Origin of the sequence: Streptomyces sp. NPDC051041, assembly GCF_044456065.1 — a bacterium.
Classification (GTDB): domain Bacteria; phylum Actinomycetota; class Actinomycetes; order Streptomycetales; family Streptomycetaceae; genus Streptomyces; species Streptomyces glaucus.
Map to the genome: position 1 here is coordinate 185,349 of NZ_JBITFM010000009.1, position 13,603 is coordinate 198,951.

The 13,603-nt window shown below is 75.6% G+C and carries 12 protein-coding genes; 8 read left to right on the top strand and 4 right to left on the bottom strand.

Features of this window, described 5'->3' with window-relative positions; translation table 11 throughout:
• The first annotated feature begins 406 nt into the window (after positions 1-406).
• Entirely contained in the window at positions 407-991 is a 585-nt protein-coding gene (locus ACIBAI_RS17340; RefSeq protein ID WP_399035039.1) for a hypothetical protein, read from the top strand.
• 97 nt (positions 992-1,088) lie between these two features.
• Here ACIBAI_RS17340 and ACIBAI_RS17345 read toward each other — a convergent pair whose 3' ends face one another.
• The 3 genes from ACIBAI_RS17345 to ACIBAI_RS17355 form a co-directional block, all read right to left on the bottom strand.
• Positions 1,089-2,420: an Nramp family divalent metal transporter gene (locus ACIBAI_RS17345; RefSeq protein ID WP_399035041.1), complete on the bottom strand. Its 1,332-nt coding sequence runs from the start codon at positions 2,418-2,420 to the stop codon at positions 1,089-1,091.
• Positions 2,413-2,643 (bottom strand): hypothetical protein, encoded by a 231-nt coding sequence (locus ACIBAI_RS17350; protein WP_399035043.1) that lies wholly within the window; start codon positions 2,641-2,643, stop codon positions 2,413-2,415. Before ACIBAI_RS17350 ends, ACIBAI_RS17345 begins: the two co-directional genes overlap by 8 nt.
• Before the next feature lie 63 nt (positions 2,644-2,706).
• On the bottom strand, positions 2,707-3,615 hold the full coding sequence (locus tag ACIBAI_RS17355) for a manganese catalase family protein (protein WP_399035045.1): 909 nt from the start codon (positions 3,613-3,615) through the stop codon (positions 2,707-2,709).
• Between the two features lie 380 nt (positions 3,616-3,995).
• Between ACIBAI_RS17355 and ACIBAI_RS17360 the strand changes: the two genes are divergently transcribed.
• A complete protein-coding gene (locus ACIBAI_RS17360) occupies positions 3,996-4,772 on the top strand; it encodes a BTAD domain-containing putative transcriptional regulator (protein WP_399035047.1) in 777 nt (258 codons plus the stop codon).
• A gap of 386 nt (positions 4,773-5,158) precedes the next feature.
• Positions 5,159-5,467, top strand: coding sequence for a WhiB family transcriptional regulator (locus ACIBAI_RS17365; RefSeq protein WP_399035049.1), 309 nt, complete (start codon positions 5,159-5,161; stop codon positions 5,465-5,467).
• 389 nt (positions 5,468-5,856) lie between these two features.
• Here ACIBAI_RS17365 and ACIBAI_RS17370 read toward each other — a convergent pair whose 3' ends face one another.
• Positions 5,857-6,279, bottom strand: a complete 423-nt coding sequence (locus ACIBAI_RS17370; protein ID WP_399035051.1) for a DUF6003 family protein — start codon at positions 6,277-6,279, stop codon at positions 5,857-5,859.
• 426 nt (positions 6,280-6,705) lie between these two features.
• Between ACIBAI_RS17370 and ACIBAI_RS17375 the strand changes: the two genes are divergently transcribed.
• The 5 genes from ACIBAI_RS17375 (at position 6,706) to ACIBAI_RS17395 (ending at position 13,278) form a co-directional block, all read left to right on the top strand.
• Positions 6,706-7,968, top strand: a complete 1,263-nt coding sequence (locus ACIBAI_RS17375; RefSeq protein ID WP_399035053.1) for an MFS transporter — start codon at positions 6,706-6,708, stop codon at positions 7,966-7,968.
• A 626-nt stretch (positions 7,969-8,594) separates the two neighbouring features.
• Complete coding sequence (locus ACIBAI_RS17380; RefSeq protein ID WP_399035055.1) at positions 8,595-9,140, top strand: hypothetical protein; 546 nt, start codon at positions 8,595-8,597, stop codon at positions 9,138-9,140.
• Between the two features lie 462 nt (positions 9,141-9,602).
• The gene (locus ACIBAI_RS17385) at positions 9,603-10,436 is read left to right on the top strand and encodes an alpha/beta fold hydrolase (RefSeq protein ID WP_399035058.1); all 834 of its coding nucleotides are present in this window, start codon (positions 9,603-9,605) and stop codon (positions 10,434-10,436) included.
• Between the two features lie 125 nt (positions 10,437-10,561).
• Positions 10,562-11,212, top strand: a complete 651-nt coding sequence (locus tag ACIBAI_RS17390; RefSeq protein ID WP_399035060.1) for an AAA family ATPase — start codon at positions 10,562-10,564, stop codon at positions 11,210-11,212.
• 260 nt (positions 11,213-11,472) lie between these two features.
• On the top strand, positions 11,473-13,278 hold the full coding sequence (locus ACIBAI_RS17395; RefSeq protein WP_399035062.1) for a LuxR C-terminal-related transcriptional regulator: 1,806 nt from the start codon (positions 11,473-11,475) through the stop codon (positions 13,276-13,278).
• Positions 13,279-13,603: the final 325 nt, after the last annotated feature.

The window sequence follows — 13,603 nt, forward strand, 5'->3', positions numbered from 1 at the left end:
GCGGCGGCGGCCCGGCCCGGTCCGCGGGAGGCGGCCGGGCACGCCGTGCGCCGGTGCCGTCGCCGGCCGGCGGGTCCGCGGCGGCCGGCCGGACGCACGCCGTGCGGTGCCGCACCGGGGGAGGCGGCCGGCCCGCGCCTTCCCCGGAGGACGCGCGGGTCCCGGCCTCCCCACTGCGCCGCCGTCTGGCCGGATCGCCGATCCACGGGTCCCGGCGGCCGCCCCGCCCCGGTTCCGGCTCCGCCGGGTCCGGGGCGGCCACGAGCCGGCTTCCTGCCCGGCCGGCCCCGTCACCCGTTCGCGTGGGCACGGTGGCCCGTGCCGTGCGGACCGGGGAGCTTGGTGACCGTGTGCCCGGTGCGGGCACCGCCGTATGTGACCACTCGTGGCGGAAGAGGTGCTGAGGATGGCGGAACGCAACACGGTGCTGCGCAGCCTGCATGACGTGGGCCTGGCGGCGTGGTTCGGAGGGTCGCTGATGGGCGCGGTCGGCCTGAACGGCGCGGCGCGCGCGGAGGGCGGCACGGAGCAGAGCAGCCGGCGTTTCGAGAGCGCGGGCTGGGCGATGTGGACGCCGGTCAACGCCGCGGCGATCGCCGCGCACCTGGTGGGCAGCGTCGGCCTGCTGGAGGCCAACGCCGCCCGGGTGGCGGGACAGCGCGGCGTCGGGGCGTCGTCGCTGGCCAAGGGCGCGGTGACCGCCGCGGCACTGGCGGTGACCGCCTACAGCCGCGTCCTGGGCAAGAAGGTGCAGAGAACGGTCCCGCCCGCCCGGCAGGAGGGCGCGGACCAGCGCGAGCACGGGTGGGACCGGCAGGAGCAGGAGCGGGACCAGGAGGAGGCGCGCGCGGCGCGGCGGCAGCTGACGGTGCTGCAGTGGGCGGTGCCGGCCCTGACCGGCGGGCTGGTCGTGCTCAACGCCCTGCACGGCGAGCAGCAGCGGCCCTGGCAGCAGATCCGCGGCAGGCTGCAGCACGTCCTCGGGCACTGAACCGGCCCGGCGGCGGGCCGGCCCGCCGCCGGGCGGGGACCCGGGCGCCGCGCGGGCTCGGGGCGGCCGGGCCGCGTGGGGATCCCCGGCCGCGGTGTCACGCCGTGAGGGCGCGGACGAGCAGCAGCACGTTGAGCGCGCTGATCACGGTGCTCACCGCGACGGCGGCCACCGTGGTGACGCGGCGGTTGACCAGAGCCCCCATGATCCGCCTGCGCGCCGTGAAGACCAGCAGGGGGACGAGCGCGAAGGGGACGCCGAAGGACAGCACGACCTGGCTGAGGACGAGCGCCTGCGTCGGTTCGACGCCCAGGGACAGGACGACCAGGGGCGGTGTCATGGTCACCAGGCGGCGCACCGTCAGCGGGATGCGGCGCCCGAGGAAGCCGCTCAGGATGACCTGGCCCGCGAAGGTGCCGACGCCCGAGGAGGCCAGCCCGGAGGCGAGCAGGGCGAGCGCGAACGCGCACGCGGCGCCGGAGCCCAGGGCGGCGCCGAGCCCGGCGTGGAAGGCCTCGAGCGTCTCCTGCGTGCCAGTCCTGTGCAGGGCCGCGGCGGCGATGGTGAGCATGCTGGCGTTCACCAGTCCCGCGATGCCGAGCGCGATGAACAGCGCGGAGCGATGGGCGCGCAGGTGGCGGCGCTTGCGCTGCGGGGAGCACCGGGCGGGGCCGCGCGCCAGCGAGGAGTGGAGGTAGATGACGTGCGGCATGACGGTGGCGCCGATCATGCCGGTGGTCAGCAGGATGCTCTGGGTGTCGGCGAAGCGGGGGCGCATCCCGGACAGGGCTCCGCTCCACGCGCCGGCGGCCGCCGCCTGGTAGACGAAGCCGGCGAGGATGACCAGGAGCAGCGCGGCGGTGACGATCTCGAAGCGGCGCCGCCCCTCGGGAGCGAGGGTCAGCAGCAGCAGCGAGGCGGCCGCGACGATGAAGGCGGCGGGCAGCAGGGGGATGCCGAACAGGATGTGCAGGGCGACGGCGCCGCCGACGAACTCGGCCAGGTCGGTGGCCATCGCGACGAGTTCCGCCTGCACCCACAGCGTCCGGTTCACCGGGCGGGGGGTGTGCGCCCGGCACAGCTGGGGCAGGTCCTTGCCCGTGGCGACGCCCGCCTTGCAGGCGAGGTACTGCACGAACACGGCCATGAGGTTGGCGGCGGCGATCACCCACAGCAGCATGGGCCCGTAGCGGGTGCCGGCTGTCATGTTGGTGGCGAAGTTGCCGGGGTCCACGTAGGCGACCGACACGACGAACGCCGGGCCGAGCATCGCCAGGACCATCCGCGGCCGGGAGCCGGTCGCGGCTCGCGGCGCCGGCCGGCCCCCGGGGGCGGGCCCGGTGACGGGCTCGGCCGTGACGGCCGGCGCGCCGGCCGGTGGAGCGAGCGGGGTGTTCGGCACCCGCTCGGTGGAGGCCGGGTCAAGCATGCCGCCTCCCCGGCAGGGATCCGCCGCGCGGCGGGCCCGGGCGGCGCACCGCCTTCGCCGACAGCGGTCCCGCGAGGGCGGCGACCAGGAGGACGGCGGCCAGGGCCTGGTGCGCCGGGCCGCCGTACGCGAGTCCGACAACGGCGGACAGCGCGTACACACCGCTCAGCACGGGGCGGGCCACCGCGCGACGCGACGGCGCGGAGGCGACGGAGTGACGCATCGTGGTGCTCCTCTCGAAAGACGGCGGACCGGGCCCGCCTGTCCGCGGACCCGGTCCGTGCGCTCACTCGTCCGGCGTTATCGCGTCCTTGATCTTGCCCCTCAGGCCGGTCTCGGTGCCGAGCACCGGGCCCTTGGGGTCGCCCCGGCTGCCGTCGTAGGTGGCGTACAGCTTCGGGTCGGGCGGCGGGGGCACGGCGAGGTCGCCCAGCGGCTCGGGGGACCGCAGCACGCTGAACTCGTGGTCGCCGTCCGGGGTCGGGCCGCCGGCCCACAGGCCGAGTTCGGTCTCGGCGCCGTCGGACAGGTGCCAGATCGTCTGCGCGTGTTCGCGGTACTCCACGTCCTCGAACCCGCCCGGGACGACCACGCCCTCGAGGTTGTCCTCGCGCAGCTGCTCGATCGCCGCGAGCCACTGGTTCTGGTGCACGGTGTCACGGGCGAGGTTGAACTTGAGCATGTCCCTCACGCCCGGATCGTCGGTCATGTTGTACAGCCGGGCCGTCTGCAGCCGGCTCTGCGCCTCCGCGGCGACGTTGGCGTAGAAGTCGGCGAGGAGGTTGCCGCTGGCGACCGCGTACCGGCCGTTCCAGGGGTAGCCGTTGCTGTCGGCGGGCAGCGCGGCGCCGCCGGCGATGATGGCCTGCTGCGGGTCCATGCCGCCCAGGACCGCGCCGACGGCCGGGTCGGCGGTCGCCATCTTGGTGGTGGCGGTGGCCGGGGCCCCCTCCAGCAGGCGCGCGATCATCGTGGCGAGCATCTCCACGTGACCGATCTCCTCCGTGGCGGTGTCCATGATCAGGTCTTTGTACTTGCCCTGGATGCGGGTGTTCCACCCCTGGAAGAGGTACTGCATCATCACGGTCATCTCGCCGTAGGCGCCGCCGACGAGTTCTTGCAGCTTGTGCGCGTACGCCGGGTCCGGCTTCTCCGGCCGGGCCTCGAACTGGAGCTTCTGGGTGTGTCGGAACATGGTGTTCCCCTGATCGCAGATGCGGTTTCGGCCGAGGCGGGGACAAGTCCGGTGCCGGCGCTCGTCCGCCCGTGCCACGACGCTAGGCCGCCCCCGTCACCGTCGCGTGTCCGTTCCCCTACCGGCGATCGCCCCGTCGTGGCGCACGGCCGCACCGGCCGCCTCCGGTCCCCGCCCGGCAGCCGGTCCGCACCGCCGGAAACCACGGGACGACGTCGTGGTACAGCGCCCGTGACGCCGTCCACACGCACGGGGCCCGGATCCGCCCGGCGGGAATCACGGAAACGGGGATCCGACCGCGAGATCGTGTGTGGTCCGTTGCATCCCGGAAAACCCGGAAAGTCCCGTTCCGCTCCCGGAAAGCACGTGGAGAACCCGACATGGCAGTCCCCCCTGTCGACCGTGACCGTCCGTCCCGGCCCCGGGCGGAGGTGTCCCTGCTCGGCCGCTTCGCCCTCCGTCTCCCGCACGGACACACCTACCTGGCGCCCACCACGCAGAAAGTGCTGGTGCTGCTCGCGATCCACGCGCAGGGCCTGGCCCGCGGCAGTGCGGCCGCGCTGCTCTGGCCGCACCTGCCCGACCGGCGCTCCGCCGCCAGCCTGCGCTCCGCCCTGTGGCGCCTGTCCCGCGCCGGCGGATCCTGCCAGATGGTCGTCTGCGACAACGAACACCTCCGGCTGGGCCAGAACGTCCAGGTCGACCTGCACGCCGCCTACCGCATGGTGCACGACCTCGCCGCCGGCCGGCCCACCGCCCAGTCGCCGACGGTGCCGGCCCCCTTGCGGCAGGACCTGCTGCCGGACTGGAGCGAGAGCTGGCTGCTCGTGGTGCGCGAGCACTTCCGCCAGACCCGCCTGCACGCCCTGGAGGCCTGCAGCAGGCGCCTGCGCGCGTCCGGACAGATGGGCGCGGCCATGGAATTCGCCATGGCCGCGCTGGAGGCGGACCCCCTGCGGGAGAGCGCCCACCGCTGCGTGTGCGAGATCCACCTCGCCGAGGGGAACATCGCCGACGCGCTGCGCTTCTACGACACCTATCGCCGGCAACTGCGCAGTGAGCTGGGCCTGGCGCCCACCAGCGACTACCGCAACCTCCTCGCGCCGTTCCTGCGGCGGCCCCTGGACTGCGCACGGGGCTCCGGGCCCGGCGCGTGAACGTCACGGCCCGCTGCCGGGCCCCGGCCTCCCGCCTCGCCGCCGGGCAGCCCGCCGGGACGCCCCGTGCCCGCGGGCGACGCGTCCGCGGAGACCTCCGCCGGCGGCGCCGGCACCGGGGCGCGGTGTCCGCCGCGTCCCGCGGGCGGGCGGCGGGGATCCCTCGGCCGGGCTCCCGTCCCTCGGGCCCTGCCGAAGCCGGGCCGCCCGCCGCCTGTCACGCCGGACTCACGGGGCCACGGGCCGACCGGAGCCGCATCGTCCGTGTCCGGCGGCGGGTGGGGCGCCGCACGCGTACTCTGGGGGGAGCGACCTCTGCCGGGCCTGGGGCACTGCCCGTGCCTCAGCCTCCTGCCGGTTCGGCCGGCACCACGCGGAGGTGCGCCGTGCGTTCCCGCCCCCATCCCGCCCCGCGCAGCGCGGAGCCGCCCGCTCTCCAGGACTGGCGGCAGGAGGCCGCCTGCCTGGGGGAGGACCCCGAGCTGTTCTTCCCCCTGAGCGAGCGGGAGACCGATCCACAAGTCGCCAGAGCCCGTGCGGTGTGTCGCCGGTGCCACGTCCTGCTCGCCTGCCGTGCCTGGGCTCTGGAACAGGGGGAGGACGCGGGCATCTGGGGGGCGACCACCGCCACGCAGCGCCGCGCCATCCGCCGGGCGCTGTACGACGCCCCGGTGCGGTGGGTGGGGCGACCGTGACGGCGGCCGCGGCGTCCACGACCCGGGCCGGCGCGTCAGCCGCGTACCGCGGGGCGGCGCCGGGGATCTCCGTCCGGGCCGGCGGGGTGCGGGGTGCGTGTCAGGCAGTCCGGTGAGCAGTCCGCCGGGCCGGGACCTCGCGCACCGGGGACGCGGGCCCCGGCCGTGGCGCCCGGTGAGCGGCCCGACAGCCCGGTGGGCCGAGTGCCGCGGCCGCGGTCCGGACACCGGCCGGGGCCCCGGACCGCATCCTGCGCGGCCCGCCGGACGCGGCCCCGTCCGCGAACCGGGCGGCTTCCCGGGGAGCCGGTGGTGCGCCGGCCGCGGACCGGCGCACCGGCGGCCGACGGGGCGGACCGGGAGGCGGGCGCGGTCCGCCGGGCACGGTGTCAGCGGGCGACCGCCTTGACGGCAGCCAGATCCTCCCCGGTCAGTTCCGCGACCCGGTGCGCCGGCACACCGGCCGCCAGGGCACGGGTGAGCAGCGCGTCCCGGCCGTCCGTGCAGGAACGGTAGGCCAGCAGCTCCTCCTCCAGCCGGGCGACGTCCCGCGGCGCGGCGTGGTGGCGCACACGGCTCAGCTCCTCCTCGCCGAGGGGGACCGGCAGCCGTTCGGCGTCCTCGGGGATGGCCGCCGTCTCCTCCGGCGGCAGCAGGCGCAGGCGGGGAGAGGCCGCGGTGACCCCCTGCGCGTCGAGCCACGCCCGTACCGCGGGGGTCTCCATGCAGGCCAGTTCCCCGACGGCCGCGGGGGGCACGCCGAGCGTCGCGGCCGTGCCGCTCAGCAGAACGAGGTAGGCGTCATCGGTCATCCTCGGTTCCTCACGGGAGAAGGTCCTGTTCCGACGGCGTCACCTGTACCCGCCATCGGCCGTCTCACGACCGGCTCCGCCCGGTCGGCCGAGCCCGTGTGCGAGCGGTGCGGGCGGTGCTCGGCGGACCGCGCCGCTTCGCGGTGCGCCGGCCGTGACGACCGCCGTGCCGGCGGAGGCGGTCCGGGCCGCCGAGCGCGTGTTACCGGGTGTAATGCTTCGCGAGTTGATCTCGCTGTAGGAGATGCGTTACTTGATCATCAAGCGACGTCGCGGATCCCGGGACCACCCGGTTCCCGTGGATGCGCGCAGCGCGGCGTGCCTGTTCCCGTCCGACCGGGCGGCAGGTGTCGCGTGCCCTTGCCCCTGCTCCCGTCATCTGGAGAACCGGCACCTCGGTTCCCGGAGAAATAAGGCGCTGTTCCTTTGATACCCACTCCGATACGGCATGCCGCACCCCGGCATGCCCGTACCCCGGCGTACGGCCCGGCGCGCGCCGTCTACCTGCCCCGTCTCGCGGACGCCGTCGCGTCCTCCATGGCCACCTACACCGTTCCCCTGCTGGTGCTGGGCACCACGGACTCGTCGGCGCTGACCGGCGTCGCCTTCGTGCTGGCCTGGGGGCCCCGGCTGTGCACCTTCGGACTGGCCGGCTCGGCCGTCGACCGGCTGGGCGCCGGGCGGGTCTTCCGGATGGCGGCCTGCGCGCGGGCCGTCGTCGTCGGCCTGGCCGCCCCCGTCCTGCTCCTCGTCGGCGACACGGCTGCGGCGGTGGTGGTCATGCTGCTCGCGGCCTGTACCGGGTTCCTGACCGAGTTCAGCTACATCGCGGCCGAAAGCGTCGGGGCCGTCGCCAGCCGGGAAGCCGCCGGCGGGGCCCACCGCGTCCAGTCGGTCCTTCTGGGCATCGACCAGGCAGCCGCTCTGATCGGCCCCGCGGCCGGCGGCGTCCTCCTGCAATGGGGTGGTTCGAGCGGCATGCTCGCAGCCGTCAGCGGTTTGTCGTTACTGTCGGCCGTCATCACCCCCCACATCCGTCAGCCGGTCCCGGAAGCGACCCCGTCCCTCCTCCGGGGGCTGCGCAGCGGCTGGTCCACCCTGCGCGCACTGCCCATGCTCGCCTACCTGGTGGTGGGACTGGCGCTGTCCAACCTGGCGCTGGGCGTGCTGCAGGCGGCGACTCCGGTCGTGCTGATGAAGCAGCTCGGCCAGTCCAGCGCCTCGGTCGGCCTGGTGTGGTCCGCCGCGGCGGCGGCCTCGCTGCTGGCGGTCGCGGGGGCCCGGATCGCCATCGACCGGTGGGGGCTGGTCAGGACGGGCCGGGTCGCCTCGCTCATCACGGTGGCGCCCTGCTTCGCCCTCGCGCACGCCGACTCCTACCCGGCCTACCTCCTGTTGATCGCCGTCTTCATGGCCGGCGACAGCGCGCTGGCGGTCGTGCTGCGCACGCTGCGGTCCAGTCTCATCCCCGCCGAGGTCTTCGGCAGCACCCTCTCCCTGACCGTGCTGATCCTGCTGCTGCCCTTCCCCCTCGCCGGCGTCGTCATGGCCGCCGTCGCCCCGGCGGACCTGGACGCGGTGATCACCGCCTGCGCCGTCCTGCAGTGCCTCGGCCTCGCCCTCGCCTTCGTCCGTGCCGGCCGCCTCCGGTCAAGCCGCGGCAAGCACAGGAGATCCGCCCGGCGATGAATTCCCGGTCCCCGGACCGACACGCCCCGCGCCCGGCTCCGCTCACCCGCGGCCTGCCGGGCGTACCGCGTCCCCTCCCGGTCTCACCGGGAGTCCCGACGACACGCTGCGGCTGACGGCTGACGCGCGGGCACCGTGCCGGGTCCCCGGCGCGACGGGCCCGCGGCAGGCGGCCGAGGGGGCGCCGACCACGGAACCGGTCCTGGAAGCCGGTCACTCGGCTGATGCGCGCCCCGGCCCTCCGGTGGAGGGCGGGACCGCAACGGTTCGCGCACCGACTCCCGGCGACACCGATGAACGAACCCGACCGGACGGACCCGGCGCCTTCACGCCGTTCGCCGAGGCGGGAGTTCCTCCGGGGCTCCGCGCGTACGGCGGCCCGTGACCGCGGGCCGCACACCTGAAGTGTTCCGCGGCGCCCTCAGCGGCGCACACGTGTCCCGCGGGGACTCATCCCCCCGGGCACGTACCGTGCACACCTGCTTCGCGGACCCGCGGCTCCCGGCCCCCACTCGTCCCCCGTTGCCCGCGTGTTCCGCTGAGTACGATGCGCAGGTCGTCCGCATACCCAGGGAGAGAAGGCTGTGCCCAGCAAGTCAGCCGGCGCAACGGTGCGATCGCGGTACATGGAGCAGGCCGCGTCGGACCTGGAGGAGAACCGCCGCGAGCAACAGGAACTGATCCGTCGACTCGAGACCCTGCGGGAGGAGGAAGCCCTGCTGAAGGGCATCCTCGAGCTGGCCGAGCACACCTCGGCCGCGCCCGAGCGGGCACGGGACGGGGAACCGGCCGGGCCGGCCCGCACACCGCCCGGCGCCGTGACACCGCCCGCACCCGCACAGCGCTCGGGCACGGCCACCGGGAAGCGGCGGGGGGCGAAGGCGCGGCGGCCGGCCGCCGGACGCCGGCCCCTGCTCAGGGACCTCCTCCTGGGCCTGCTCGCAGGACACGAGGAGCCCTGTTCCGCCGCGGAGCTGCGGGAGGAGCTCCTGCGGGCACACCCCGACCGTATGCCCACACCCCAGGTCGTGCGGAACACGTTGGAGGGACTCGTCGCCAAGGGACTCATCAGGCGCCACAAGCAGAAGAGGTCGGTTCTGTACACCGTCGTCGCGCCGGACGGCCGGGACGGCACGGGTGACGACACGGCCGCCGCGCACGGCACGGGCTGAAGGCGTCTTTGCGTCCCCGGCGGTCACCCGGCGTACGGCGACGGCGGGGGCGTCCGCCCACGCCGGGCCCCGGCCCACCGAGCCCACCGGACCGGCCGCCCCGGACCGGCACGGCGGGGGCGTCCCGCCGGGTTCCCGCCCGGCCGCCCGCGGCCCACGGGACGGTGCCGTCCTCACCGGTCCGCCGGCGGGCGGAGTCCCACCGCCACCCGCCGGCCTCCGGCACGTGCCGGAAACCGGCGGCGTACCGCCCGACGAAGGGCTCGGCGGCACCACGGCCGTACGGACGCGCCGGGAACGGCCCCGGCGGAAGCGGGAGGGGACCTCCGCGGCGGGGGGACGGGCCCGACCGCGCCCGTGACGACCAGTGGACCGCCGCCCACGGTCAAATGGCCGATGGCCGCACCGCCGGACGGCGTCAGACTCGGCGCACACACCGCCCCCCACGGCAGAGGAAGCCAGATGTACGCCGACGCCCCCAACCGGACGACCGAGGCCCCCAGCGGCGTCAGCTACGCCTACCGGCGCTGCGGGCCCTCCGCCTCCCCGCCGCTCCTGCTGCTCCAGCACTACCGCGGCACGCTGGACAGCTGGGACCCCGCGCTCGTCGACGCCCTGGCCGCCGAACGCGAGGTCATCGCCTTCGACAACGCCGGAGTGGCCGCCAGCACCGGACAGGCGCCCCGCACCGTCCGGGACCTGGCCGTCGACACCCTGGCCTTCACGGCCGCCCTCGGTCTGCGCCGGGTCGACGTGCTGGGCTACTCGATGGGCGGCTTCACCGCGCAGGAGCTGGCCCTGCTCCGGCCCTCCGCGGTCCGGCGCGTCGTCCTCGCCGCCACCGCTCCCCGCGGGGCACCGGACGTGCACGGCTACCGGGACGACGTGCTCGCCCACGCCGGCTTCGACCGGCTCGACGTCCAGGACTACCTCTACGCCTTCTTCAACCACACGAAGACGAGCCAGCGCAGCGGCCTGGGGTTCCTCGGCCGGTGCATGGAACGCGAGCACGACCGGGACGCGCCGGTCACCGCGGCGGGCCGGGACGCGCAGTACGAGGCCGTGACCGAGTGGGGCGTACCGGACCACGCCGCCCTCCGGCGGCTCGCGGGCATCCGGCACCCGGTGCTCGTGGCGGGCGGCGACCACGACCTCGTCGTCCCGCCGCGCGCGTCCCACCTCCTGGGCGGGCTCCTGCCGGACGCGCGGGTGAGGATCTACCCGGACTCCGGGCACGGCTTCCTCTTCCAGTACCACCGGCGATTCGCCGAGGACGTGCTGGCCTTCCTGGCCTGAGCGCGCCCGGTGCGGGGCGGGCCCGCCAGTCATGTGACGGATGCACCATCCGGCGTCCCCTGCCACGATGGTGGTGCCGGGACGCACGGATGTGCCCGCCGGCGCGGGGAGGAACCTTGTCACTGGTGGGCCGCACAGCCGAACTGCACACGCTGGAAACCGCCCTGACCGGTGCGCGCCTCCGAGGAACGGCCCTGCTGCTCCGGGGCGGCCCGGGGGTCGGCAAGACCGTCCTGCTGGACGCCGCCGCGGCCCGTGCCCGGGCCGACGGGACGAGAGTGCTGCACGTGGCCGGTGTGGAGACCGAGCAGGATCTCGCCTTCTCGGCCCTGCACCAGCTCCTCCACCCCCTGCTGGACCACCTTCTGGGCCTGCCGCCCTTCCAGAGAAGCGTGCTCGAACAGGCACTGTCCATCCGCGAGGGCTCGGCCCCCGGCCGTTTCGCGATCTCCGCAGCGGCTCTGGCCCTGCTGGAGCTGGCGGCGGAACGGACCCCGCTGTGCGTCCTGGCGGACGACGTGCACTGGATCGACCGGTCCAGCGCCGAAGTCATGACCTTCGTGGCGCGCCGGCTCAGCGGCTGCCCCGTGGTCTTCGTCATGGCGGCCCGCAACGGCTGGGACGACTTCATCGACCCCACGGGGCTGCGCCTGCTCACCGTGGCCCCCTGCCCCCGGCGGGCGCCCGTACCCTGCTCGAACGCAGACATCCCGACCTGGCGGAGACCACCCGCCGGCGCCTGCTCGACGAAGCCGAGGGCAACCCCCTGGCCCTGATCGAGCTGCCCAGCCGGCTCACCGACGCGCAACGCCGCGGCCGGACCCCCCTGCCCGCCGGCCTGCCCCTCAGCAGCCGGCTGGAGAGCGTCTTCGCCGACCGCATCCGGCACCTCGCCCCCGCCACCCGGTTCTTCCTGCTGCTCGTCGCGCTGGACGGGCAGCGGCCGGGCAACCTCCGCGAGGTCCGGCAGGCCCTGGCCGCCGCGGGCCGGCGGTGGAGCGACGACCTGCTGGACGACAGCCGGCGCAGCGGACTGGTGCGCGTCGACCACATGGCCGGCCAGATCGGCTTCCGCCACCCGCTGGCCCGCTCCTGCCTGGTGTACATGTCCCCCGAGGGCCGGCGCGGATCCGCGCACCGTGCCCTGGCCGACGTCCTGCGGGACGCACCCGACCGCCGCGCCTGGCATCTCGCCCACGCGGCGGACGACCCCGACGAGGCGGTCGCCGCGGAACTCTGCCGGGCGGCCGAGCGAGCGCTGGCCCGAGGCGGCGCGGCGGAGGCGGCCGCCGCCTACCGCCGCGCCGCCGAACTCAGCCCGGAACCAGCCGACCGTACGGGCCGCCTGGGCAGGGCCGCTTTCGCCGCCGGCGTGGGAGGACTCCTGGAGACCGCCCACGAGCTGGCCACCTCCCGCTCCGCGGACACCCTGCACGGCGCGATGGCCGCCGCCTATGTGTTCTGGCACCGGGACGGGGACGTCGACGGGGTGTTCCGTACCCTGCTGCCGGTGCTGGAGGCCGCCCCCCGCAGCACCCTGCCCGAGGACGCGGCGGCCTTCGACGCCGCCTTCTACGTACTGCTCAACTGCGCCAAGTGGGCCGGCCGCTCCGAGCTGTGGCCGCCCGTGCACCGGCTGCTCGACCGGGTGTCCGAGACCGCGCGGCTGTGCTTCGACTGCGTGGCCGACCCGGCACGCACCGCCCACGGCGCGCGGGAACGCCTGGCCCGGGCCGCGGCCGCGCTCCCGGCCGACGCCCCCTTCCTGCACGTCAACTGGCTGATCTGCACGGCGCTGTCCCTCGACTGCTTCGGCTACTACGACGGCGTGCGGCGCGGCTTCGTGGGACACACCGCCTACGACAGCCGGCGGTTCGTCCTCGTCGCGCGCAGCTACGACGCGTTCGTGAGAGGGGACTGGGACACCACCCTCGCCATCGCCGCCGAGAGCGACGACGTGGAGAAGCACGGTTACCACTCCCCCCGCATGCTGTTCGCCTACGGGCTGGCGTCCGTCGCGGCGGGGCGCGGAGACGAGGAGACGCTGCGCGCCCGCTGCGACGAACTCACCGCGTGGGCGGAGCCGCGACGGCTCCGGCTCATGACGGCGGCCGTCAGCGGGTTCCGGGCCCGGGCCGCCATGGGCCGCGGCGACTTCGAGGAGGCCTACCAGCACGCGGCGGCGGTGAGCGCCCCCGGTGACCTGCCGCCGTCCCCCAACCTGCACCACGTCTTCCTCGACCTGGTGGAGTCCGCGGTGCGCACCGGACGGACCGCGGCGGCGCGGGCCCACGTCGAGGCGGGACAGCGGGCGCGGCTGCACGCCGTCTCACCGCGCCACGAGATGATCCTCGCCACCGCCGCGGCGGTGGCGGCTCCCGGCGAGCGGGCCGGGAGACTGTACGAGGCCGCCCTCGCCGTCCCGGACGCCTCCCTGTGGGCCCACGAGTACGCGCGCCTCCGGCTGCTCTACGGCGAGTGGCTGCGCCGGCGCAGGGACTACACGGCCGCACGGGGCCATCTCGGCGCGGCCCTGAAGATCTTCCAGCACCGTCTGAAAGCCCCTCCGTGGGCGCAGCGCGCCCGCACCGAGCTGCGCGCCGCCGGGGTCGTCGTCCGGGTCCCGAACGGCGGCGAGACCGTGCCCATGAGCGCTCAGGAACGCCGGATCGCCGAACTCGCGGCCAGCGGGATGTCGAACAAGGAGATAGGGCGCCAGCTGAACATCTCGCCCCGCACCGCCGGCGCCCACCTGTACCGCGTCTTCCCCGAACTGGGCGTCACCTCGCGGGCCGCGCTGCGCGACGCCCTGGCCGCGTTCGACCGGCAGAACGCGTCCTGACCGGACACCGGACGGACCGCGCCCACGGGGACGGCGGCCCGGCGCCCCTGCCGGGGAAGAGGCGACCGTCCGTGCGGATCCACCGCCCGTGACTACGCCGATCGCGTCGCCGAGCGGGCCGCCGCGCCGGAGGTCGGCCCGGACGGCCGGGCCGCCGCGATCACGGCCGGCAGCGGCCTGCCCGGTTTCACGTCCGGCCGGGTCGCGGACGCCGCGGCCGCGGAGGCCCTGGTCGCGTCGTTCCGCGCGCTTGCCGACCGGATGCGGGCGCGGATCGAGGGCACCGGCAAGGCGGACGCCGTGCCCCAGGACCTGCTGATCGGGC